The organism is Acinetobacter sp. HY1485 (genome assembly GCF_027568475.1).
Taxonomy (GTDB): Bacteria; Pseudomonadota; Gammaproteobacteria; order Pseudomonadales; family Moraxellaceae; genus Acinetobacter.
Genome location: NZ_JANKZG010000003.1, coordinates 26,357 through 49,267, shown reverse-complemented (window position 1 = coordinate 49,267; position 22,911 = coordinate 26,357). Strand labels below are relative to the sequence as shown.

Annotated in this window: 31 protein-coding genes and 1 tRNA gene; 17 read left to right on the top strand and 15 right to left on the bottom strand. The window is 36.7% G+C overall.

Annotated elements, in window-relative coordinates; genetic code table 11:
* Positions 1-28: 28 nt before the first annotated feature.
* Positions 29-286, bottom strand: coding sequence for a YARHG domain-containing protein (locus tag PCI70_RS03990; protein WP_269914068.1), 258 nt, complete (start codon positions 284-286; stop codon positions 29-31).
* Positions 287-603: 317 nt separating this feature from the next.
* On the opposite strand from PCI70_RS03990, the gene PCI70_RS03985 reads away from it, so the two are divergent.
* From PCI70_RS03985 to PCI70_RS03960, 6 genes are all read left to right on the top strand, one after another.
* Positions 604-1,776 (top strand): O-succinylhomoserine sulfhydrylase, encoded by a 1,173-nt coding sequence (locus PCI70_RS03985; RefSeq protein WP_269914067.1) that lies wholly within the window; start codon positions 604-606, stop codon positions 1,774-1,776.
* 13 nt (positions 1,777-1,789) lie between these two features.
* Positions 1,790-2,119: a YbaB/EbfC family nucleoid-associated protein gene (locus PCI70_RS03980; protein ID WP_269914066.1), complete on the top strand. Its 330-nt coding sequence runs from the start codon at positions 1,790-1,792 to the stop codon at positions 2,117-2,119.
* 12 nt (positions 2,120-2,131) lie between these two features.
* Positions 2,132-2,728: a recombination mediator RecR gene (gene recR, locus PCI70_RS03975; RefSeq protein WP_269914065.1), complete on the top strand. Its 597-nt coding sequence runs from the start codon at positions 2,132-2,134 to the stop codon at positions 2,726-2,728.
* A gap of 145 nt (positions 2,729-2,873) precedes the next feature.
* Entirely contained in the window at positions 2,874-4,019 is a 1,146-nt protein-coding gene (locus PCI70_RS03970; protein ID WP_269914064.1) for a ribonuclease D, read from the top strand.
* An 18-nt stretch (positions 4,020-4,037) separates the two neighbouring features.
* Positions 4,038-4,337: a YcgL domain-containing protein gene (locus tag PCI70_RS03965; protein WP_269914063.1), complete on the top strand. Its 300-nt coding sequence runs from the start codon at positions 4,038-4,040 to the stop codon at positions 4,335-4,337.
* Entirely contained in the window at positions 4,303-4,707 is a 405-nt protein-coding gene (locus PCI70_RS03960; RefSeq protein ID WP_442865151.1) for a hypothetical protein, read from the top strand. The genes PCI70_RS03965 and PCI70_RS03960 overlap by 35 nt, the downstream gene beginning before the upstream one ends.
* Positions 4,708-5,003: 296 nt before the next feature.
* Here the strand turns inward: PCI70_RS03960 and PCI70_RS03955 are convergent, their stop codons facing one another.
* A complete protein-coding gene (locus PCI70_RS03955; protein WP_269914061.1) occupies positions 5,004-5,237 on the bottom strand; it encodes a hypothetical protein in 234 nt (77 codons plus the stop codon).
* Positions 5,238-5,455: 218 nt separating this feature from the next.
* On the opposite strand from PCI70_RS03955, the gene PCI70_RS03950 reads away from it, so the two are divergent.
* The 4 genes from PCI70_RS03950 to PCI70_RS03935 all read left to right on the top strand — a co-directional run bounded on the left by PCI70_RS03950 (position 5,456) and on the right by PCI70_RS03935 (position 8,081).
* On the top strand, positions 5,456-5,824 hold the full coding sequence (locus PCI70_RS03950) for a hypothetical protein (protein ID WP_269914060.1): 369 nt from the start codon (positions 5,456-5,458) through the stop codon (positions 5,822-5,824).
* A 68-nt stretch (positions 5,825-5,892) separates the two neighbouring features.
* Complete coding sequence (locus PCI70_RS03945) at positions 5,893-6,195, top strand: hypothetical protein (protein ID WP_269914059.1); 303 nt, start codon at positions 5,893-5,895, stop codon at positions 6,193-6,195.
* Positions 6,196-6,268: 73 nt separating this feature from the next.
* Entirely contained in the window at positions 6,269-7,342 is a 1,074-nt protein-coding gene (gene ftsY / locus PCI70_RS03940; protein WP_269914058.1) for a signal recognition particle-docking protein FtsY, read from the top strand.
* 145 nt (positions 7,343-7,487) lie between these two features.
* Positions 7,488-8,081 carry a nitroreductase family protein gene (locus PCI70_RS03935; protein WP_269914057.1) on the top strand — a complete coding sequence of 198 codons (594 nt, stop codon included), beginning with the start codon at positions 7,488-7,490 and terminating at the stop codon, positions 8,079-8,081.
* A 35-nt stretch (positions 8,082-8,116) separates the two neighbouring features.
* Here the strand turns inward: PCI70_RS03935 and map are convergent, their stop codons facing one another.
* Complete coding sequence (gene map / locus PCI70_RS03930; RefSeq protein ID WP_269914056.1) at positions 8,117-8,941, bottom strand: type I methionyl aminopeptidase; 825 nt, start codon at positions 8,939-8,941, stop codon at positions 8,117-8,119.
* A gap of 204 nt (positions 8,942-9,145) precedes the next feature.
* Here map and rpsB point away from each other — a divergent pair, with 204 nt between their 5' ends.
* The 5 genes from rpsB (at position 9,146) to PCI70_RS12155 (ending at position 13,017) form a co-directional block, all read left to right on the top strand.
* On the top strand, positions 9,146-9,892 hold the full coding sequence (rpsB, locus tag PCI70_RS03925) for a 30S ribosomal protein S2 (RefSeq protein ID WP_269914055.1): 747 nt from the start codon (positions 9,146-9,148) through the stop codon (positions 9,890-9,892).
* A 137-nt stretch (positions 9,893-10,029) separates the two neighbouring features.
* Positions 10,030-10,905, top strand: a complete 876-nt coding sequence (gene tsf / locus PCI70_RS03920; RefSeq protein ID WP_269914054.1) for a translation elongation factor Ts — start codon at positions 10,030-10,032, stop codon at positions 10,903-10,905.
* Positions 10,906-11,027: 122 nt separating this feature from the next.
* Complete coding sequence (locus tag PCI70_RS03915; protein ID WP_269914053.1) at positions 11,028-11,852, top strand: helix-turn-helix transcriptional regulator; 825 nt, start codon at positions 11,028-11,030, stop codon at positions 11,850-11,852.
* Positions 11,853-12,057: 205 nt separating this feature from the next.
* Positions 12,058-12,717 (top strand): AzlC family ABC transporter permease, encoded by a 660-nt coding sequence (locus PCI70_RS03910; RefSeq protein WP_269914052.1) that lies wholly within the window; start codon positions 12,058-12,060, stop codon positions 12,715-12,717.
* Positions 12,718-13,017, top strand: a complete 300-nt coding sequence (locus tag PCI70_RS12155; protein ID WP_442865149.1) for an AzlD domain-containing protein — start codon at positions 12,718-12,720, stop codon at positions 13,015-13,017.
* A 49-nt stretch (positions 13,018-13,066) separates the two neighbouring features.
* Here PCI70_RS12155 and PCI70_RS03905 read toward each other — a convergent pair whose 3' ends face one another.
* The 7 genes from PCI70_RS03905 to PCI70_RS03875 form a co-directional block, all read right to left on the bottom strand.
* Positions 13,067-13,651: a septal ring lytic transglycosylase RlpA family protein gene (locus PCI70_RS03905; RefSeq protein WP_442865155.1), complete on the bottom strand. Its 585-nt coding sequence runs from the start codon at positions 13,649-13,651 to the stop codon at positions 13,067-13,069.
* Between the two features lie 312 nt (positions 13,652-13,963).
* A complete protein-coding gene (gene mltB / locus PCI70_RS03900) occupies positions 13,964-14,950 on the bottom strand; it encodes a lytic murein transglycosylase B (RefSeq protein WP_269914050.1) in 987 nt (328 codons plus the stop codon).
* Positions 14,951-14,965: 15 nt separating this feature from the next.
* The gene (rodA, locus tag PCI70_RS03895; protein WP_269914049.1) at positions 14,966-16,108 is read right to left on the bottom strand and encodes a rod shape-determining protein RodA; all 1,143 of its coding nucleotides are present in this window, start codon (positions 16,106-16,108) and stop codon (positions 14,966-14,968) included.
* A gap of 56 nt (positions 16,109-16,164) precedes the next feature.
* Complete coding sequence (locus tag PCI70_RS03890; protein ID WP_269914048.1) at positions 16,165-16,818, bottom strand: hypothetical protein; 654 nt, start codon at positions 16,816-16,818, stop codon at positions 16,165-16,167.
* A 10-nt stretch (positions 16,819-16,828) separates the two neighbouring features.
* A complete protein-coding gene (gene queF / locus PCI70_RS03885; protein ID WP_269914047.1) occupies positions 16,829-17,638 on the bottom strand; it encodes an NADPH-dependent 7-cyano-7-deazaguanine reductase QueF in 810 nt (269 codons plus the stop codon).
* Positions 17,635-18,408 carry an ABC transporter permease gene (locus PCI70_RS03880; protein ID WP_269914046.1) on the bottom strand — a complete coding sequence of 258 codons (774 nt, stop codon included), beginning with the start codon at positions 18,406-18,408 and terminating at the stop codon, positions 17,635-17,637. The genes queF and PCI70_RS03880 overlap by 4 nt, the downstream gene beginning before the upstream one ends.
* On the bottom strand, positions 18,405-19,340 hold the full coding sequence (locus tag PCI70_RS03875) for an ABC transporter ATP-binding protein (RefSeq protein WP_269914045.1): 936 nt from the start codon (positions 19,338-19,340) through the stop codon (positions 18,405-18,407). The genes PCI70_RS03880 and PCI70_RS03875 overlap by 4 nt, the downstream gene beginning before the upstream one ends.
* Before the next feature lie 172 nt (positions 19,341-19,512).
* On the opposite strand from PCI70_RS03875, the gene PCI70_RS03870 reads away from it, so the two are divergent.
* Together PCI70_RS03870 and PCI70_RS03865 are read left to right on the top strand one after the other, a co-directional pair.
* A tRNA-Arg gene (locus PCI70_RS03870) sits at positions 19,513-19,588 on the top strand.
* 167 nt (positions 19,589-19,755) lie between these two features.
* Entirely contained in the window at positions 19,756-20,997 is a 1,242-nt protein-coding gene (locus tag PCI70_RS03865; RefSeq protein ID WP_269914044.1) for a tyrosine-type recombinase/integrase, read from the top strand.
* Positions 20,998-21,009: 12 nt separating this feature from the next.
* Here the strand turns inward: PCI70_RS03865 and PCI70_RS03860 are convergent, their stop codons facing one another.
* Genes PCI70_RS03860 through PCI70_RS03840 form a run of 5 tightly spaced genes read right to left on the bottom strand, consistent with a single transcriptional unit; the run spans position 21,010 to position 22,852 of the window.
* On the bottom strand, positions 21,010-21,225 hold the full coding sequence (locus PCI70_RS03860; RefSeq protein ID WP_269914043.1) for a helix-turn-helix transcriptional regulator: 216 nt from the start codon (positions 21,223-21,225) through the stop codon (positions 21,010-21,012).
* A gap of 1 nt (position 21,226) precedes the next feature.
* On the bottom strand, positions 21,227-21,433 hold the full coding sequence (locus tag PCI70_RS03855) for a hypothetical protein (RefSeq protein ID WP_269914042.1): 207 nt from the start codon (positions 21,431-21,433) through the stop codon (positions 21,227-21,229).
* On the bottom strand, positions 21,426-21,827 hold the full coding sequence (locus PCI70_RS03850; RefSeq protein WP_269914041.1) for a DUF551 domain-containing protein: 402 nt from the start codon (positions 21,825-21,827) through the stop codon (positions 21,426-21,428). Before PCI70_RS03850 ends, PCI70_RS03855 begins: the two co-directional genes overlap by 8 nt.
* Positions 21,814-22,041 (bottom strand): hypothetical protein, encoded by a 228-nt coding sequence (locus PCI70_RS03845; RefSeq protein ID WP_269914040.1) that lies wholly within the window; start codon positions 22,039-22,041, stop codon positions 21,814-21,816. The genes PCI70_RS03850 and PCI70_RS03845 overlap by 14 nt, the downstream gene beginning before the upstream one ends.
* Positions 22,034-22,852, bottom strand: a complete 819-nt coding sequence (locus PCI70_RS03840) for a hypothetical protein (RefSeq protein ID WP_269914039.1) — start codon at positions 22,850-22,852, stop codon at positions 22,034-22,036. The genes PCI70_RS03845 and PCI70_RS03840 overlap by 8 nt, the downstream gene beginning before the upstream one ends.
* Between the last annotated feature and the right edge of the window lie 59 nt (positions 22,853-22,911).

Here is a 22,911-nt window from a genome sequence, read left to right as displayed (position 1 = left end):
ATGCCTATAATTCTAGGCATTCTATGGGTTATTTACAATTGAGTTCTTTTTGCTGTGTTTTGATTTGATCGAGGCGTTGTTGCTCTTTCTCTGAAAACTTTGGTTTAGTGGTATGGCAGTTTTCGTTACCATATTTAGAAATAGCATCCTGATCTTTAAAACAAAAGCCTTTTGATGCATAAATTAGATTGTAGTCATCTTCAAGTTGCTGACACGTTTGGGCAGGTGCAGCAAATAGATTTGCACTCAATAAACCCAAGGTGAATAAGCATAGTACCTTTTTCATGGGGTATCCTCATCAAGTTATACATCTAATATGAGGGTCTGTAGTGTAAAATTCAATCACAAAAAGTATCTTTATTAAAAAAACAAATTGAGTAAATACAGGTAAACATGCTTTTGTTTTAATCAAGTCAATAGTATATACCGCTCTTTGGTAGCAGAAATGTAATAGGATTGGGTATTTTTAATACAAAAACCTGAGCATTTTTTCATGGTTTTTTAATTTTAATGAATTTTTCCACATTCCCAAGATTTACCTTGACCATTTAAATGTGAAGTCATCACAATGAAGAAAATTGATGTAAATACAGAGTGGATGTGATGAGTCAATATCATTTAGATACTTTAGCAATTCGTACAGGGCATGAACGTACTTTTGAAGGGGAGCATGGCGAACCAATTTTTTTAACGTCGTCTTTTGTATATAAAAATGCACAAGAAGCAGCAGATAAGTTTCAAGGACGTGAGGTTGGGAATATTTATTCTCGCTTTACTAATCCAACAGTTTCTATGTTTGAAAAACGCTTAGCTGCACTTGATGGAGCAGAGCGTGCAGTGGCAACAGGCTCGGGCATGGGTGCAATCTTAGCTGTTATGATGGCGTACTTAAAAGCAGGTGATCATGTTATTTGCTCGCGTGATGTATTTGGCTCCACTGTTGGGTTATTTGAACGCTATATTTGTAAGTTTGGTGTAGAGGTTGATTTTGTTGATTTGACAGATTTAAACGCATGGCAATCGTTAATCCGTCCAAATACAAAAATGCTATTTATTGAATCGCCGTCAAACCCACTTGCAGTGGTTGCTGATATTCAAGCTTTGGCAAATTTAGCACATGCACATGATGCATTATTGGTGGTAGATAACACATTTTGTACGCCTGTTTTACAACAACCGATTAAGTTTGGTGCAGACTTAATTGTATATTCAGCAACCAAATACATTGATGGGCAAGGGCGTGCTTTGGGTGGTGCTGTCGTTGGAAAGCATGATCTATTAGAGGATGTGTTTGGTGTGGTGCGTACCTTAGGGCCATCTATGAGTCCATTTAATGCATGGGTCTTCTTAAAAGGATTGGAAACATTACGTTTACGCATGAATGCACATTCTCAAGGCGCACAGCAACTTGCTGAATGGTTAGAAGCACATCCTAAAGTAACCAAAGTTTATTATTCAGGGTTGCCAACACATCCAGGACATGAACTTGCAAAAAAACAACAGCAAGGTTTTGGTGGTATTGTATCGTTTGAGGTAGAAGGTGAGCGTGAAGCTGCATGGAAAATTATTGATAGCACGCAGTTTATTTCGATTACAGGAAATTTAGGTGATGTGAAATCAACAATTTCACACCCAGCAACCACAACACACGGCAAATTGTCTCCAGAAGCTAAAGAAGCAGCAGGCATTAAAGAAGGTTTAGTGCGTGTGTCTGTCGGTCTTGAGGACATTCGTGATATTATTGCCGACTTATCTCGTGGTTTAGATTTAATTTAAGGAGTATTGATTGATGAATATCAATATGTTGATGCAGCAAGCACAGCGCATGCAAAAAGAAGTAGAAGCCAATGCCAAAAAGGCAAAAGAAGAGCTTGCACAAACAGAAGTAAGTGCCGAAGCAGGCGGTGGTTTAGTTAAAGTGACAATGACATGTCGTCATGTGGTAAAACGCATCGAAATTAACCCTGAGTTATTACAAGATGATGCTGATATGATTGAAGATCTTATTGCTGCGGCAATGAATGATGCATCACGTCAGGCAGAAGAAATTTCGGAAGAAAAAATGAAATCTGCAAACTCTGGTATGGGATTACCACCAGGTCTAGCAGGAATGTTCTAAGGAAAAAATTGCATGTTTAGCCAACGTTTTGAACAATTGGTACAAGCATTGCGAGTTTTACCCAGCGTTGGGCCAAAATCGGCTCAACGTATGGCACTTCATCTTGTAATGAAAAATAGACAAGGTGCTGTAGGGCTTGCACATGCACTTAGTGAAGCAGCAAACTATATTCATGCATGTCAGATCTGTCATTCTCTAACGGAAAATGATATTTGTGATATCTGTGCATCACCCACCCGCGATGATACGTTGATATGCGTCGTTGAATCGCCTGCTGATGTTCTTGCAATTGAACAAAGTGGTAGTTTTGGTGGTAAGTATCATGTGTTAGGTGGGCATTTGTCACCTTTAGATGGGATCGGACCTGAAGAAATTGGAATTCCTGCATTTATAGAGCGTTTAAAAGATCATCACATTAAAGAGGTGATTTTAGCAACCAATGCGACAGTAGAAGGGCAGGCAACGGCACATTATTTATTAGAAGCGTGTAAGCATTTTCCTGTGCAAATGACGCGAATCGCACAAGGCGTTCCTCAAGGTGGCGAATTAGAGTACGTAGACAGCCATACACTCAGTCAAGCGTTTCATAACCGTATGCAATTTAAATAAATTTGTAATTTTTAACGAGTTGGTCTAATAAAAAACCATTTAACCATGTGAAAAATTAGAAAATTAGGGGATAATTTAAGTTATATAAGCGTCTACTTATCATTAAGTGATGCACTTTGTTTCTTTATAGGCGTTTTTTATCGACATGTATCAATTTATTCAGTATCCACACGAATTTGCCAATGTACTTGCGCAAATGAGTTTACAAGACACGTATGCTTTAGATAGTGAATTTATAAAAGTTGATACTTTATGGCCAAAACTCGGTGTATTTCAAATTAATCTCCAAGAAAAAGCCTATTTACTTGATGGTGTTTCTTTAGATTTTTCTTTATTTTGGCAAAAAATAAAAGGCGCAAAACAAACTATTTTTCATGCATGTAGTGAAGATATTGACCTAATTTACCATTATGCAGATATAGATTATTTGTCTAATGTATTTGATACGCAAGTTGCAATGGCATTTTTAGGTTACGGCTTGCAAGTCAGTTATCAAAATGCTTTAAAGCAAATTTTAAATATTGAAATTGAGAAAGATCAAACACGTTCAGATTGGTTAGCAAGACCACTCACAAATGAACAGCTAACGTATGCAGCCAACGATGTAGAATATTTGCCTGCCTTAGCGCAAGCATTGCAAAAGCAACTTAATGACAAAAATATTCTCAGTTATGTATTAGAAGACTGTGCCAGTTTAACAAAAGAAATTGCAACAAAAACACCTGCACCAGATCTTTATAAAGATGTTGCAAATTATCGTCATTCTCGCCGTCAGCTTATGCAAATTCAACAGGTCACATTATGGCGTGAACAGATTGTACGTGCTTTAAATGTACCACGTAGTTTTATTTTAAAAAATGCCACGATTATTGATTTGGTAGAGAAAAATCCGCGTAACCATTTTCAGCTTGCAAATATTAAAGGCATTCGCCCAAATGTGATTCGTGAGCATGGCAAAGTAATTTTAGATCTATTAAAATTTTTACCAGAAAAAGAACATTGGCCACAAACAATTGCACGTCCAATTAAATTTGTATCTCAGCATATTGCACAAGAATTAGATGCAACTATTGATAAAGTTGTTGCTCAAACACAAATTCCCAAACCTATTTTGATGCGAAAAAAATGGATGAATGACTTATATCATTATGTTGTTTTACAGCAAGATGATATATCCTTATTACCAAGCTATTTAACAGGGTGGCGTTATTCGTTATTAACGCAACCACTCCTAAATTTGTTACAGCAAGATAGTCAAAACTTAGCGCAACAAATGAAGATTCGTAAATAATTTAAAAGAGTTTGATTTATGCATTGTGATATTTATCGTTCAAGTAAAAAAGATGAGATGTACCTTTATGTACCGCGTGATCCATCGCAAGAAAAACATGAAGATGCACTTTCTCTGATACCTGAAGCAATGCGACAAGCATTTGGACGTGCAACTTTTGTTATGCAACTTGAATTGCATGAACAGCGAAAACTAGCACGTGTGAATGTATTACACGTTTTAGATTCGCTACAGACTCGTGGTTACTTTATTCAAATGCCACCAGAAGGATTGATTAATCCGAATGCTGTGGCACCAGAGGGCTTACGTGGTGCTTAATACAGACACAGGTATCTTGCATGAGGTGTTATCCTATTTAGATATTTTTCCTGAAGGCAGTATTGCTATAGGGGCTTATGTAGGCGGTGTTGTTTTGACTTTATTGGCTTGGTACTGGATTACCAAGCCTTATCCACGATTTTGTGCCATTTCAAGTCTTATTTTATTTGCCTTAATTGCAACACCTACTGTATCAGAAGGTTCAAATGCTGCTATTGCGCCTGCAATTTGTGCAGTACTTTTTGGTACATTAACCCATGATTATGGATTAGCACTGATTAATTTGGCTTGTATGCTATTTGTGGTGGGTTTAGGGCTTGTAGTTGGATATTTTTGGATAAAATTTTTAAATCATAATATTGAAGTATGAGTTTACACTTTATTTTTTATTTAAGAATAAAGCAGACTAAAATTGCATAAAAAAGCTTAAATCACTTTTTTTTAAAATATACAAATAAATAGTGGTGCATAAATAGCACTAATTTTGATGAGTGATTTAACAAGATTCTTGACGTTTGTTTTTCCGTAGGCATTTCTATATTAAGATAACCAGTAAAGAAAATTGACGTATTAATTTGTCGAAGAAATTTTGGCAGTAAATAGAAGAAATATATATTGGTTTCAGTTTAATTGAAGCATAAAAAACGCCACCTAAGTGACGTTTTATTATGCACGCATAGTTGCCATTTTTTGCCAGTATTGCGCTTTTAAACTATCACGCTCTACACGGAAACCTTGGTTATAAAGTTCTGCTAAAAATAGAGCAGCTTTACCATGTCCTGCACGAGCAGCATTTTCTAAATCAGTTACCGCATCTGAAAAATTCATTTGCGAGTGAATTGTGTTTACCGCAGTTGCGTAAACGTGTTCTAAGTCGTGGTGAGAGAATTGTTGAATCATATTAAGCTCCTTATTCTAATTATGATTAGAAGATATCTCTAGCATCTTCATTTTTAGTTTAACTAAATTGTGTTAAACTATTATTACATTCAAATGAATGTGTCAACCTAACAATAAGGTTGTTTGAGTATTTTTCAAGTTTACATGATTAATATGCAAACACAATAGGTTTTATGTTAAAAAGATAGAAAATAAAAACGGACGTCAAAGGTAAAAATATGAACACAGCAACAATAGATGGTTTCAATTTTGACTTGCCTTTAAATATAGAACAAATTAAGGCATTGGCGAAATATCACCGTAAACAACTACATGAAGCGATTTATCATCAAGAAGCCCGTATAGGCGATATTGGTATTAAACAACGTGCCAAAATTGCAACCTTTACGCGTGTACTTGATACACAAACGCAAAGTGAATTCTATCATATTTATAATGCAGAGCTGGAAAAGCTAGCAGTTGATGATCCTATTCACCCACCACATGCTGAAAAAGGTGTAAGTATTTTTGTATTGTTACTTGCACTCATTTTAGTGGCAGGTGTGTTGTATTTCACATTTGTGAGTACAATTACAGCAACTACATAAGCCTTCACAAAATCGGTATTGTACTATCGGCATGATCAACATAAACTTGGTTGAAATTGAGGTTGGTCATGCTAAATTTAAAACAAGATTGGCAAACTTATGTGCCAAATTTTATAACAATATCATTTATACTTATTGTTATGGTCTTTTCTTACGTTATTTTAAAATCTTCTGTGAGTTCTGCACAGTTACAACAAATTCATGCATTATCTCAGCAAGTGGAGTTGCCTAAAACACAGACCTTAGCAAAACAAGTTTTATCACAATCGTTAGTGAATAAAAAACAGTATTTTCAAGTGGTTCATGCCTATCAATATGAAAAGAAAAATATCCAAACTTATCCTGCATTAGACCCAAACCGTATCAAGTAAAACATAAGAATTAATCTGCTGAATATGTTAAAATTTTATTTTTCTATGATGCACTGTTTCTCAAGGGATTAGCATGCAAGACCAAAAAAATGTGTCCAATAAATTTCTAATTGATACAGAGGTAAGTGACGACGATGTGACATTACCCAGTCTACCTGTGGTTAATGTTCCTATTGTAGAAACACCTTCGGAGCCACAAGAAATACAAGAACAGCCAAAATCGGGCGGTTTTTTTGGACGCATGAAAGAAGGTTTGACCAAAACACGTAAAAGTTTTACAGACGGAATGGTCAATATTCTGATTGGTGGAAAAGAAATTGATGATGAACTTTTAGAAGAAGTAGAAGAACAATTATTAGTTGCAGATATTGGTGTAGAAGCAACAAAAACAATTATTGCTAATCTAACAGAGCGTACCGCACGTGGTGATTTAATTTATTCGCATGCTTTATATAAAGCATTGCAAGAAGAATTAGTGGCACTGCTTGCACCGCGTGTAAAACCTTTGCATATTGATACCAATAAAACACCATACGTAATTCTGATGGTAGGTGTAAATGGTGTGGGTAAAACGACAACCATTGGTAAATTAGCAAAGCGTTTACAAGGTGAAGGTAAAAAAGTCATGCTCGCGGCGGGTGATACTTTCCGTGCAGCAGCGACAGAACAACTTCAAATTTGGGGTGAGCGTAATAACATTCCAGTAGTTGCACAAGGACATGGCTCTGACAGTGCTTCTGTTATTTTTGATGCGTTTGAAAGTGCGCGTGCAAAAGGTGTTGATGTACTGATTGCTGACACGGCAGGGCGTTTGCACAACAAAAGTAACTTAATGGAAGAGCTTAAAAAAGTTAAGCGTGTAATGCAAAAAATTGATGGTACTGCACCGCATGAAATTATGCTTGTGGTTGATGCAGGGACGGGTCAAAATGCAATTAACCAAGTGCAAGAATTTGATCAGGCAGTTGGTTTAACAGGTATAACCATTACCAAATTAGATGGCACGGCAAAAGGTGGTGTCTTGTTTAATATTGCAAGTCGTACACATGTACCTATACGCTTTATAGGCGTGGGTGAAAAAATTGACGATTTAAGACCATTCTCTGCAAAATCGTTTGTTGCTGCATTATTTGAATCAGATAAATAAACTTTAAAGCGAGAGCCAATCTTTTTTAGATTGGCTTTTTACATATGATTGCAAAAATAGGACACAGTGTTGAAGAGAGTAGGTTTGTTCTTGGCTATAAATCACCTAGACTAAAACAGTTAAAATAATAACTGTGGAGCAGTTTATGTCATTTATTCAAGAAATTGAAAATCGTCGTACAATTTATAATATTGGTTCTCAAGTTAATCAAAGTAATCAAGAAATAGAAATATTAATTAAAAAAGCAATTCGCTTGAGCCCATCTGCATTTAACTCACAATCATCTCGTGCAGTAATTTTATTTGATGAATCACATCAAAAATTTTGGGATATTGTAAAAAATACATTACAGAAATTAGTGCCAGAAAATGCCTTTGAAGGAACAGCTAAAAAAATTGCAAGTTTTGCAGCAGGTAAGGGTACGGTTTTATTTTACGAAGACCAAGATATTGTAAAAAATTTACAAGAGCAATTTACTGCTTATGCAGATAATTTTCCTGTTTGGTCTGAGCATTCAAGTGCAATTGCCCAATTTGCAGTATGGACAGCACTATCAGAAGAAAAGATTGGTGCATCTTTACAGCATTATAATCCTATTATTGATGAAGAAACGGCACAAGTTTTTGATGTCCCTCATTCTTGGAAACTACGTGCACAGCTTGTTTTCGGTTCTATTGAAGCGCCTGCAGGTGAAAAAGAATTCATGCAAGATGAGCAACGTTTTAAAACATTTGAATAAAAAAAAGAGACTGCTTATGCAGTCTCTTTTTTTACTTATTTAAAGCGAGATAAATCTTCTTCGGGGCGAGCGGTTAAAATCTCTACCCCTGTTTCAGTTACTAACAACGTGTGTTCGTATTGTGCTGATAATTTATGATCTTTGGTGACAACTGTCCATTTATCACCAAGCGTTTTAGTTTGCCATACGCCTGCATTGACCATCGGTTCAATTGTAAATGTCATGCCTGCTTCTAAACGCATGCCTGTATTCTTTTTACCATAGTGTAAAACTTGCGGTTCGTCATGGAATACTGTTCCAATACCATGTCCGCAATATTCACGTACAACACTGAAACGTTCAGATTCTACATACTGCTGAATGACTGCACCGACATCACCAATATATGCACCTGGCTTTACAGCTGCAATACCGCGATACATCGCTTCTTGAGCAACTTTGCATAGACGGTCTGCTAAAATAGAAGTTTCACCACCAATTACATACATCATATTGGTGTCGCCATGGTAACCATCTTTAATTACAGTGACATCAATATTTAAAATATCGCCATTTTTTAAGATTTTATTTTCAGATGGAATGCCATGACAAACCACATGGTTAACCGATGTACAAATTGTATGTTGAAATGCAGGACGTCCTGGTGCACCACCGTAGCCCAAACATGCAGGAATTGCTTCTTGTACATTGACAATGTAATCATGACAAATCGTATCTAATTCTAGGGTGCTTACGCCAGCCTTAATATGAGGTTTAATCATATCAAGCACTTCTGCCGCCAAACGCCCCGCCACACGCATTTTCTCAATCTCTTCTTGTGTTTTAATCAAACGGCGTGGAGCTTCGTAAGTGTGGTTCATAGTGCTAAAAACTTTTGGTAATTTGTATGTGACTATGGTATAAATACGCACCCGTTTTATCAAATGCTTTTCGTGAATAAACGTGAAGTTTTTTAGATAAAGCTGTATCAAATCCGCACATATGTCGACACATTGCTCTGGGTGCCTGTAAAGGTGGAGAATGAGGACGTATGGAGGCTTAACCCAAATTTTTAAGGTAAAAAAATGGCAGATTACAACGTAAGCATGCGCGACCTTCTTCAAGCTGGCGCACACTTTGGTCACCAAACACGTTTTTGGAACCCAAAAATGAACCAATACATTTTTGGTGCTCGTAACAAAATTCACATCATTAACCTTGAGCACACTGTGCCTGCGTTAAATGATGCATTGAACTTTGCTAACCAGCTTGCTAGCAAAAAGAACAAAGTTCTATTTGTTGGTACAAAACGTGCTGCTTCTAACATCATCCGTGAACAAGCTCAACGCGCTGGTCAACCATACGTAGATCACCGTTGGTTAGGTGGTATGTTGACGAACTGGAAAACACTTCGCCAATCTATCAACCGTTTGAAAGATCTTCAAACTCAATCACAAGACGGTACTTTTGCTAAGCTTACTAAGCGTGAAGCATTAGAGCGTACTCGTGAAATGGACAAGCTTGAACGTGCTTTAGGCGGCGTTAAAAACATGGGTGGTTTACCTGACGCATTATTTGTAATCGACGTAGATCACGAAGCGATTGCAATTAAAGAAGCTAAAAACCTTGGTATTCCTGTAATCGGTATCGTTGATACAAACTCTAACCCAGATAACGTAGATTACGTTATTCCTGGTAACGATGATGCGATCCGTGCAGTAACACTTTACGCGACAGCTATGGCTGATGCGGTTCTTGCTGGTAAAGAATACGCTCAAACTCAAGCAAATGCTCAAGCGAAAGGCGAAGAAGCTAAAGCTTCTGAAGCTTAATGCGTTTTGACGCTGAACTGTCATAAGTGCGACACGTAACGGTGGCAAAATAAGCGTCAAAAAAGTAAACGGCTCAGAGGTTCTTTGAGCCGTTTTTGTTAATAGATTTATTTTTTTCTACCTTTTAGGAGAATAACATGACTGCAATTACTGCAAGCATGGTAAAAGAATTACGTGACCGTACTGGTCTTGCGATGATGGAATGCAAAAAAGCTTTAACAGAAGCGAATGGTGATGTCGAGTTAGCGATTGATAACCTTCGTAAATCTGGTCAAGCAAAAGCTGCTAAAAAAGCAGGTAACATCGCAGCTGATGGTGCTATTACTATCGTTCAAGAAGGTAATAAAGCAGTATTAGTAGAAGTAAACTGCCAAACAGATTTCGTTGCTAAAGACGAAAACTTTGCGAACTTCTCTAATAAAGTTGCTCAAGTAATTTTAGCATCTGGTGAAACAGATGTTGCTAAAGTTGCTGAATTAAAATTAGAAGATGGTCAATCAGTTGAAGAAGCGCGTATTGCTCTTGTTCAAAAAATTGGTGAAAACATCCAAGTACGTCGTGCAAAAATTGTAGAAGGTGACAACCTTGCAGTTTACAAACACGGTTTAAAAATTGGTGTTGTTGTATCTTACACAGGTGATGCTGATACTGGTAAAGGTCTTGCAATGCACATTGCTGCGTTCAACCCAGTTGCAGTAAATGCTGAAGCTGTACCTGCTGAGCTTGTAGCAAAAGAGAAAGAAATTGCTGAAGCAAAAGCAATTGAATCTGGTAAGCCTGCAAATATCGTTGAAAAAATGGTAACTGGTTCAGTTGAGAAATACTTGAACGAAGTTGCTTTAGATCGTCAAATGTACGTAATTGACAACGATAAAAAAGTTGCTGAAGTATTAAAAGCAACTGGTACAACTGTTGCAGAATTTGTTCGCTTTGAAGTAGGCGAAGGAATTGAGAAAAAAGCAGAAATGAGCTTCGCTGACGAAGTTGCGGCTGCTCAAGCGGCTGCTAAGTAATTAGTATATCGCTGTAAAAAAAGTCCCTGAAAATGGGACTTTTTTTTGTTCAGGAAAAAGCAATTTTGTTCTATATTTTATGGCTGTGTTTGCTAAAGTGAGGTGAGAGATAGAGAAAAAATATGCAAGCTCAAAAAGAATTTACAGATTATCGCCATCTTAAAGAGTTAGGCGGTTTAGAATTACTTAAGGCACAATATCATCAAAAGCAATTTTCTAAGCATGTACATGAAGGGTATTGTATTGGTGTAATTGAAGACGGAGCGCAGTCTTTTTATCGCTCGGGGCAGCGACATATTGCACCTAAAGGCGATATCATTTTGGTAAATTCTGATGAAGCGCATACAGGTTCTTCAGCAGTGGATTCAGGTTGGAGTTATCGGGCAATTTATCCAACACCAGAAATGATAGCTGACGTCACACAAGATTTTTTTATTAAACAACAAATTCCGTGGTTTCCAAATGCTGTTATTCATGATCAAGGTCTTGCACAGCAATTTGTTTTATTATTTGACTTATTAGAACAGTATGGGAATACCTTATTAAAAGAAACTATGTATTTATCTACATTGGCTTGTCTAGTTTCTCGTTATAGCCGTAAACCACAAGCGATTATTGATTTGCCAGAAGTAGAACAAAAAATTAACTTTGTTAAATCATTAATGACAGATACACCAGAATATGATTTTTCTTTAAATGAACTTGCGGAGTTAGTTTCGTTGAGTTCTTGGCATTTTTTGAGACAATTTAAAAAAATTGTGGGTATACCTCCACATGCTTGGCTTATTCAAATTCGTTTAAGTAAGGCAAGAAAACAACTAAAACAAGGGTATAAGATTAGTGACGTTGCTCTAAATTGTGGATTTTCAGATCAAAGTCATTTTAATCGTCATTTTAAAAAAGCAGTGGGCGTAACACCATTACAGTATATCTCTTATTTAAAATAATTTAGCTTTTGTCCGATGTCCGATGTCCGATGTCCGATGTCCGATGTCCGATGTCCGATGTCCGATGTCCGATGTCCGATGTCCGATGTCCGATGTCCGATGTCCGATGTCCGATGTCCGATGTCCGATGTCCGATCTGAGCAATATCATTCAATCTTTAATTTGAAGTATTTGGGACACTTTGAATAGGAGAAGAGGATATGGTATGAAAGCATTTTTTAAGGGTAGTTTTGTTATATTACCTTTTGCACTTGTTACAGTTCCTTGGGGAGTTTTAACAGGATCAATGGCAACTCAAATGGAACTCTCTTTTTATAAAACGTGCGCCATGGCATTGCTTATATTTGCAGGTGCAGCTCAGCTTTTAAGCTTAACGCTCATTCAAGCGCATGCGTCAGTTTTTGTTATCTTGATCAGTACATTTTTTATTACCCTTCAGCATTTAATATATGCATTACATTTTAGAAATGATCTTATTCATCAGCCTATACAAAAAAGACTTTTATTTGGGTTTTTATTAACAGATGAACTTTTTGCAATAGGCATAAGATATCCAAAAGAAAAGTTCCAGTTTTTGCTTGGTGCAGGTTTATGCTTTTATTTTTTTTGGTTCTTTTCAAATATCTTGGGTATCTTTTTATCTCATACTGTAAATGATTTAAATCAATACCATTTTGATTTTTTTATTATTGCACTTTTTTTGCCTATTATTATTAGCTTAATCAAAACAAAAACTCATTTTAAAGCAGTTCTGATTACGGCTAGCAGTATGTGTATTTTAAATTATTTTTCTTGTCCAAGTGCTTTTATTTTTTCAAGTTTAATCGGAATGGCAGCAGGTGCATTTACAAAGGAAGTAAAATAAATGTCATGGATTTTAATTTTAAGTATGGCAGTTATCGTTTTTTTAAATAGATTTATTCTTTTAGAACCTAAAGTTAAGCTGAAATTACCTAATTATATAGTACGTATGCTGAATTATGCGGCACCTTGCTTGTTCACTGCGATGTGTGTACAGGTTATTTGGGTACAAGACAGTAAAGTTGTTCCTGCTTATATTTATGGTATGTTATTTTGTTTATTATTTTCACTAATTTTACGTTATACCTTAGTGAATGTTTGTTGTAGCCTCATGATGTTCTATTGCTTTATCAATATAATATAAAAAAAGCCACTTCATGTGGCTTGGATTCAGTCAAAAGGAGAGCAGGATGTTATGCGTTTGGTCCACTCACACGTTCGATACTTACTTTTGCAGTACCTGAGTTTGTTACACCTAAACGTTTAGCTGCACCATAAGATAAGTCTAGTACACGGTTACCATGGAATGGACCGCGGTCATTGACCTTAACAACAACACTTTTGCCGTTATCTTTATTCGTAACACGTACATAACAGTTCAGCGGTAAGCTACGGTGTGCAGCAGTAAGTGCATTCATATCAAATGTATCACCACTTGCTGTTTTACGACCATGAAATTGGCGACCGTACCAAGATGCAACACCTGTTTGCGAAAATTTACGTACAGTATTAGATGCAACGGTGTTCAATTTATCAATGACTGAAGGCTCATCTTGTGGTGCAGATACTTTGGCAGCCAGTGTTTGACGGCGGATACTATCACCTGAACGCTCAGTGATTGAAAGACTGTTGATTGAAGGAATATGATCGTAATTTGAGTTTTTATTTACAACACGGGCGGCTAGGTTTGATGAGCTATCCGAATCATTATTAAGCGATGATGACTCAAGCATATCTGCATGTGTAAAAGACGTGGTAACAGCAAAACTCAAGAACATCAACGTTTTTAAGGGGTGACGCATGTATTTTATCTCCTAAAAGACACTGAATCTTTAACATCGTGGTAAGTTGTTAAAATTCAAGTAAGTCTTTTTTAGTTGATTTGCTCAACTATTTGACGTAGGCAGGATAATATTAAGACTAAGCAATACATGTCTATAAAGATTAGTATATAGTTACAAAAAGCTCTACAAGGCACATTTTTTAGGTTAAAAAATATACTTAAATGTAACTAAATATAAAAATGACCAACATAAACCGTTTAATTAAAAAAATATATCTTGACTATTTATGTTGGTTTTGGTTGTAAGTTATTTGTTAAAAACGGCTGTACCGAGTTGCCATACTGCTGTGGCATACATACGGCTTTTGTTGTAAGTTGTAATGACTTGAAAATTTGGAAAAGTCACGTAATAAATAGGACCATTTTCGCTCTGTAATTGAATAACATTCACTAAATCTAAATCATCAATATTAGGATTTAAACTACTAATACCAAATTGTTTGACAACACCGTAAGGTAGAGGTTGAGTTAAATCTTTACTAATTATTTCTTCGGGGTTGTTTCCTGTATAAGTTGCAGGATAGGCAATAGGACGATCACGTTCCCAACCTTGTTGTGCTAAATAATTTGCGATAGAGCCAATTGCATCAGTAGGCGAGTTGCGTAAGTCAATGTGTCCGTTACCATCATAATCTACGCCATATTTAGTGATATTACTTGGCATGAATTGTGGGTAACCCACAGCACCTGCATATGAACCTGTAATCGTAGCGATAGGGTAATTTTCTTTGTATGTCCATGCAATTAAGGCTGCAAGTTCATTTTGAAAATATTGAGCACGGCGTGGGTAACCAAAAGCAAGAGTCGCTAAGGCATCACGCGTTATGATATTGCCTTTATTACTACCATAGCCTGTCTCTACACCTAAAATTCCTAAAATAACATTTTGAGATACGCCATATTGTGCCTCTGCGCGTTGTAAAGCATTGCTATATTGTGCTTTGAAGTTTGCTCCTTTATTGATAGTGCCATCAACTAAAAACATGCTTTGGTATTGATACCAAGGTTTACTTTCACCTGGTCGTTCCATAATTTTAAGAATATTAGGACGATTTTGAGTACCTAGCATTGCTTGATCAATTTGGTCGGCAGTTAACCCATAGGTTTGCATAGTATTGGCTTTAAATGTTGCATAATCAGGTGATAAGGCAAAATCGTTAGCAAGACAAAAAGAGCTACTGACAAGAGCGAGGCTACAAACGGCAATGGTTTTTGAAATTTTTTTATACCACATGAAGTGAACCTAAAATTAACGATGCGTATGAATGGACATGACAATACCAAATGCTGTCATGAGGGTAATGATGGCAGTACCGCCATAACTCATAAATGGCAATGGCACACCAACCACAGGTAAAATACCACTCACCATACCTGCATTGACAAAAACATATACAAAAAATGACAATCCATAGGCACTCGCCAATAAGCGACCATAGTTATGAAAACTACCCATGCCAATTTGGAATGTTCGGCAGATAATAGCAAAGTACAACAAAATTAAAATAGTAACGCCAATCAAGCCAAATTCTTCGGAATAGGCAGCAATGACAAAATCTGTATGACCTTCGGGTAAAAAATGTAAATGCGATTGGGTACCCTCTAAAAAGCCTTTACCTGAAAAGCCACCCGAGCCAATAGCGGTTTTAGATTGAATAATATTCCAACCTGTACCAAGCGCATCAGCTTCGGGATTAAGCAAAGTTAGAACCCGTTGTTTTTGATAGTCATGTAATAAAAACTCCCAAGCAATCGGAATAACAGCACCTGCGCCTGCAATAGCAGTTGCAATTAATTTCCAAGAAAGTCCACTTAAAAAAAGTACAAAAATGCCACTACCAAGTACTAATAAAGATGTACCTAAATCGGGTTGTTCGGCAATCAGAATGAAAGGAATAAAAATGAGAATGAGTGTGGCAATAACATGTTTAAGTTTGGGTGGCATAGCAAAACGTGTTAAAAACCATGCTGTCATCATGGGCATACCAAGTTTCATAAATTCACTGGGTTGGACACTGCCCAAACCAGGGATACTTAACCATCTTTGTGCCCCCATTCGTACTTCACCAAATACCTTAACACCTACCAAACAAATCACGCCAAATAGGTAAAAATAAGGAGAAAATGATTGAAAAACCTTGGGTGGAATTTGTGCAACTGTTGCCATCACAGCAAAGCCAATACAAAAACTGATGGCTTGTTTAGTGACTAAACCTAAATCTTGGGCAGATGCGCTATAAAGTACAGTAAGCCCAAGGCACGCATTTAAAAACAAAAATAAGCAAAGCCATGGGTCAATATGTAGACGTTGCCAGCGAGAAGGTTGCATTGCTGTGCTTAACCCATCGCGTGGGGCTTGGCGTAAAAATTTATATTGTGAACTTGGTGCCATGACAGTGTAAAAACAGGTGATGATCAGCAGTCGAAATGCTATCACACTGCACTAAGTTATTCATAAAAAAATAGTGTATCGTGATAGGTCGCTAATGCCTGTAATTCATCTTTTGTTAAACGTGGAATAAGTTTGCCAATTGCCATATGAACCGCTTTGGTGATAGCTGTACATCCCATATCAGCTGCTTTTCGCTTAATCATGCCTAAATTAAGTGTCTGATTAAAGTCATGCATATAATGACGGATCACCTCATCGGCAAAAAACTTATAATTTTCTGTGAGTACTTCTAAATTAATTCTTTGCCCTGTTTTTAAAAGATCAAAATCGTGCTTTAGACTTGTCACGAGGGGTTGTTCTAAAATGAGTCCCATATGCCATTGTCCATCGGCATTTTTAAACAAGGTATTTTGAGAAAATTTTAAGGATGCTTTTACTTCAGCATTAGGTGTTTCGCTTAAAAGCTGTTTAAGCAAACTTGCCACACTCGATTTTATAAATGTTGCCAACTTTTCTGCAGTTTCTTTTTTTTCACTGTTTGGAAATTGAGAAATCCCATTAGTTAAAATGGCATCAATAATCTCTTGATTGACCATTAATGCAATCTCATCGCGCATCAAATAGAGTGGCTCTTGCGCGTTTTTCTGACGAACAGCTGTTTGAATTTTATAAAGTAACTCATCAGAAGGAATAAAACCAAAGTGTGACATATTTACTCCGCTATTGGCGTGCTAGACGTACAGGTTGCGTAGGAATTAGACTAGGATCTGATACACGACATGGATTAATGTCTAAACCACCACGGCGTGTGTACGCTGCATATACCATCAGTTTTTCAGGTTTAAAGCTATGGTAAAGATCGGCATACATTTGTTCTACGCACTGCTCATGAAAGCCATTATGTTCACGAAATGAAATAATATAAGCTAATAAACTTTCTTCACAAATCTTTTGACCTTTATAGTGAATAAACACAGTACCCCAGTCAGGCTGTCCTGTTACAGGGCAATTGCTTCTTAATAGATTAGAGTAATACTGTGTCTCTATAATTGAACGATCATCACTGAGTTGAAGCAAGCTTGCATTGGGATGTGAAGATAACTGTTTTGGTTCTAACTTATCCAAACATTGCCCTTGTGGTTGCACAACTTCAAGATGGTTTGCATCTAGGAGTGTAAGGGTTACAGATGCTTTTGCTGCCTCAGATAAATCTTTTTCAACCAGTGTTTTTAAAGCATCTTTAGATTCAAATTGAGTAAAGTTTAAGCTGTTAAAATAAAGTTTTAAAGATTTAGATTCGATGAGATAAGGTGAATTTGCAGGTAAGCACAAACGACCAATGGCAACCTGAGGAATACCTGACATATTTAACCAAGAAAGTTCAAATACATGCCACCAATCGCAACCTTGTTGCTCAATTTGAGCATATGTTTCACGCGAAGGTGCACGTTCAATTGGAAACAAAATCTCAGGTTGATAATGGGTTGGGTATTGTGTGTCTTTACCCAATAATGATTTTTCTACACTCATTGACGTATTCCTGAACCGCGAGATAGTAAATAGTAAGCAAAGCCATAAAAGGCACCACAAAATAAAGTAATAGCTGTTAAGGAAATCCCAACATTCACGTCACTGTGTCCTAAGATACCGTAACGAAAAGCATTGACCATATATACAATAGGGTTTGCGAGTGAAAGCTTTTGCCAAAATGGGCTTAACGTACTAATGGCATAAAATACACCACCTAAGTAGGTAAGTGGAGTTAAAACAAAGGTTGGAACGATGGAAATATCATCAAATGAGCGCGCATAGACTGCATTAATAAAGCCTGCAATCGAAAAAAGTAAACTTGTAATGACAACTGTGTAAATAGTGATAAAAAAGCTATGAATATGTAGGTCTGTAAAAAATAAACTGACTAACGTCACAATAAAACCAACAAGTACACCACGCGCCACGCCACCAATGACATAACCCCACAAAATAAGGTATAAGGGCATCGGACTTGTAATCAGTTCTTCAATACTATGTTGAAATTTGGCACTAAAAAAACTTGAGCATACGTTTGAATAGCTGTTGGTAATCACAGACATCATGATAAGACCAGGTACAATAAACTGCATATAGGTAAAACCACCCATATCGCCAATACGCGAACCCACCAAGTTTCCAAAAATGACAAAGTAAAGACTCATCGTAATAGCAGGAGGTAAAAGCGTTTGCGGCCAAATACGCATAAAACGCCGTATTTCTTTAACAACTAATGTCCAAAGTGCAGTTTGTAATTGTGTCATATTCATGCACTTTCTCCCTGTAAGTTTTTTTCTACCATTTTAACAAACAGTTCTTCCAAACGGTTTGACTTATTACGCATACTGTTTACTTTAACGCCTAGTGCCTCAAAAAGTTGAAACAACTCATTTAAGTCATGTGATTTATCCATTTTAACTTCAAGTGTTATAGGATCTATTAAGTTAAATTGAATGCCAATGAGTTCTAACGTAATTGGCTCAATTGGCGATGCTAAATCAAAGATAAAGGATTCTTCATTAAGTTGGTTTAGAAATGCTTTCATGGTGGTATCTTCTTTAATTACACCATGATCAATAATTGCAATACGACGGCACAGCATTTCTGCTTCTTCTAAATAATGGGTGGTTAAAATAATAGAAGTGCCTTGTTCATTCATTTCGGTCAAAAAATCCCACATAGAACGGCGTAATTCAATATCTACGCCTGCGGTTGGTTCATCCAAAATGAGGAGTTTAGGGTTGTGCATCATGGCACGTGCAATCATTAAACGGCGTTTCATCCCACCTGATAACATACGTGCTTGTACGCCACGTTTTTCCCATAAGCCTAGTTTTTCTAAATAATATTCGGCACGTTTTTCAGCAACATGTTTAGGGATACCGTAGTAACCTGCTTGTGTTACTAAAATATCGAATGTTTTTTCAAAGTGACCAAAATTAAATTCTTGAGGAACGACGCCTAAGTATTGTTTTGCTTCTGAGGGATTTGTAGATAAATCGTGACCAAATATTTTGACAGAGCCTGCTGTTTTTTGAGTTAACGAACTAATAATGCCAATAGTCGTTGACTTACCTGCACCATTTGGTCCTAAAAGTGCATAAAATTCACCTTCAGGCACAGTTAAATTAACCCCTTTAAGTGCTTGAAAGCCATTTTTATAGGTTTTAGATAATTCGTGAAGCGTTAAAGCATCAGTCATGAAAATCTCACATTACTTGTAATGGGTATATTGTGAGCGATAAAGGGCAATAAACCAAGTTAGCTTGATGTAATTCTGCGTTGCATTAATAGATTGTTTAAAAGCTAGACAGAAAATAGAAAATGATAGCTGTATGTTTATTTAATTTTTGTTATGATGTGCCCGTATTTAAGCCTCCATAGCTTAACTGGATAGAGTACAGGTTTCCGAAGCCTGTGGAGTGGGTTCGAGTCCCGCTGGGGGTACCAAATACTATGTATAAACTTGTTCAAAGTTGTATAAAGTGTTGAATAATAATAGACTCAAGCGTAATAACCGATATAAAGTTGTATAAACTTAATTAAAGTTGTAACGCATTTTAAGAGTACAGGTTGCGTTACATATATTTTTGTACTCATACGTGTAACGCAAAAATATGCCAAAACAAGTAATCCCACTCTCCGATAGTAAAATCAAAGCAAAGCTAAAAGAGCTAAAAACTAACCAAAATACTACTTTAGATAAAGATATTCGCTTGTCTGATGGTAATGGTTTAAATCTGATTGTACGAAAAAACGGCACATTTATGTGGCGATTTGACTATACACGCCCAATTACAAAAAAACGTAATACGCTTTCAATTGGTACATACCCAGAGCTTTCTTTAGCAAAGGCAAGGGAGATTCGTGAGCAATATAGAGCGTTAATTGCTAGAGATATAGATCCACAAGAACAAAAAGAAACTATATTAGAAGTAGAAAAAGCTAAAAGAGAAAATACATTCCAAGCTGTTGCTGAACTTTATAAGAGTAAAGAAAAATTATCACCTGGTACTGTCGTACGTAATGAGCGTATTTTTCAGAAGCTCTATAGAGAAATTGGCAAATTACCCATTGCAGATATAAAAACAAAGCACCTGGTTAAAGTAATTGATAAAGAGGAATCTAAGGGCTGTATTGAAAATGCTTTAAGAATACGGTCTAAAGCATCACAGGTTTTTAGGTTCGCCGTAAAGCGAGGTTTATGTGAGCGAGATATTGCTGCAGATCTAGCAGGCACTATTAAGCGAAAAGAGGTTAAGCATTTTCCTGCATTAACTAATCCAAGCGACTTTGGCCAACTACTCAAAAACATTGATGAATATAAGGCAAATTCTGAACTTGTTAAATATGCATTGAAATTAGCACCGTTGGTGTTTGTGCGTATTGGTGAGTTGAGAAATGCAAAATGGGCTGACATTGATTTTGATGATGCAACATGGAGCTATATACCACCTAAGACAGCTAATCGCACAGGGTTAGAACATATTGTGCCTTTATCTACTCAAGCATTAGAAATATTGCAAGATGCCTATAAATTCTCAAATAATTCGAAATATGTTTTTCCTGGTCGTTCATCAAATCAAAGACCAATATCTGAAATGACAATCAATATGGCATTACGCCGTATGGAATACACAAAAGATGACATGGTGGGGCATGGCTTTAGGGCTATTGCACGTACATTGTTAGATGAAGTGCTAGAGTTTCCTGTAGATATTATTGAGCAACAGCTTGCACATGCTGTACGTGACTTTCATGGTCGTGCATATAACCGTACCAAGCATCTAGATAAACGTAGAGTTATGATGCAAAGATGGTCTGATTATTGTGATGAGTTAAAAAATAGTATTCATTAAATAAAAAGCCCCTTAACTTGCAAGGGGCTCTTTTTTATTAAAGTATTTATAAATAGTGCTTTTCCACCAGTATTTATATCCATTGTCAGGATTAATCCAATCAGGTGCAGGGAATGTTTCAGCAACTAGCATATTGTAAATAGTGGTACGTGTTAGACCTACAATTTTTGTGATGTCGCTAGTTTTAAGTAAGCGATCTTCTTCACCAAATGTTTGTTGTTTTTCCATTTTAAGCTCGCAAATGTTCTTCAAATTCTTCACCCAATTTCATGGCTAGTTCATTACCATGCAATGATTTGGTGACTAATCCATATTGGTATTTTTTAAATCGAAAATTAAAACCGCCGTGAGGTAAATCTTTAACGGTATAACCTAGCTTGATTACCCAGATGCGAAAGGCATCTAGGTTTTGTGGTTGAACAACTTTTTTAGACATTATTGCCACTCTGAATAGGTAGGTTTGGAAGCGGTTGCCAGTGGGTTACATTAGGCTCATCCACCTCGTCTGAAAACCACCCACTCCAATCGTCTTTATCACACCCAATTTCAGGCATAGCTTTGCGATAAGCAGCCGATGCTATATGTGTTTCCTTACTGTAAATGAGTACCTGCTGACCATCTTCAGGCAACTGCTCCTCAACACTAATCCAATCATCACCAATAACCGCAGGGCGTTCTGTATTTTTACGCTTTTGGGCTTCGGCAATCATTGCGTCTGCTAGAACAAAGCAGTTTTCAGCAATCTTTTCAATCCCATCCATAGAAATAGGGCGGTCAGCTTTAATAATTTCAAGCATATACTCATGTGCAATCTGATCACGGTTTAGCATTGTGTTGCTCCTGTTCAGACTTCAAAGCATCAACCCAACTTTCTGCTTCAAGCATATGCTTTATTGCAATTGTTAATCTTTCCTGTGCTTTATCTGCATACACTTTAGCGGTAAGCCCTTTGCGAATTTCTTCATGGCAGTTGCGTAGTTCAGCCATTGCTTCTTGAATTTCTTCTAATGCAATCTGAGCAGTTTTTTGAATTAGTTTACTCACTGTCTTGATCCTGTGCTTCGAGTATGGCTTGGCATTCTTCTTTAGACCCAATAAAAAATTGTTTTTTATCTTTGGTCCATGTGCCCCATAACTTACTTTTATCAAGCTCAACGCTCTTAAATTTATCTATTTCGACAAGGTCGCCAACCTCATAACAGTCGCCAAGTGTTTCTACATCCTCAGCTCTAAAGGCAATATTTTCAGGTTCACTGCTGTCTTGCCATGCGTGATATAACTCAATGCTTGATGAATTGACTAAGTTGGCTGCATCAGCTTCTAGATCCAATGTATAAATTTCAGTACCTAGCTCATACTGCGTATATTCCAATGCTTTATGATGATCTTCCGTCACAGTGGCTATGAGCTTGTAATTAGATTTACCAAGTACAATTCCATAGCTCACAGCACTAAAATTACCGTCACTTGGTACATCGAACCCATAGTCTGCTAAACGTTCGCGATAATCTTCAATGGCACTATTAGCAAGGTTAAGGGCTTCATCATAAGTGTCATGAAATGTGAAGTTTTCACTGTCAAACGCAAAATACTTCTTATTGCGATAAACAGAAAGCAATTCTTTATCAATAGCATGAAGGTGTTTTACGCTTTCAATTTCTGTTTTTAATGATGCGATATAGGGTGCTTTGTTATACATTCCTAATTCAATTGATTTGTTAATTAACTGATTGAGTAGTTCCTCTTGTTTATCACTAAGGGAAATATCTTCAAGAAAACTATCTTTTATTTGCTCAACTTCAAGTTCCAAGTTGTCATAGTTTTTTTGGTATTGTTCAGGGGTTAGTTGACTCATCTTTATGTATCCTATTGCTTAATAATCTTCATCGTTTAGAAACCATCGGCAGAGCCTGT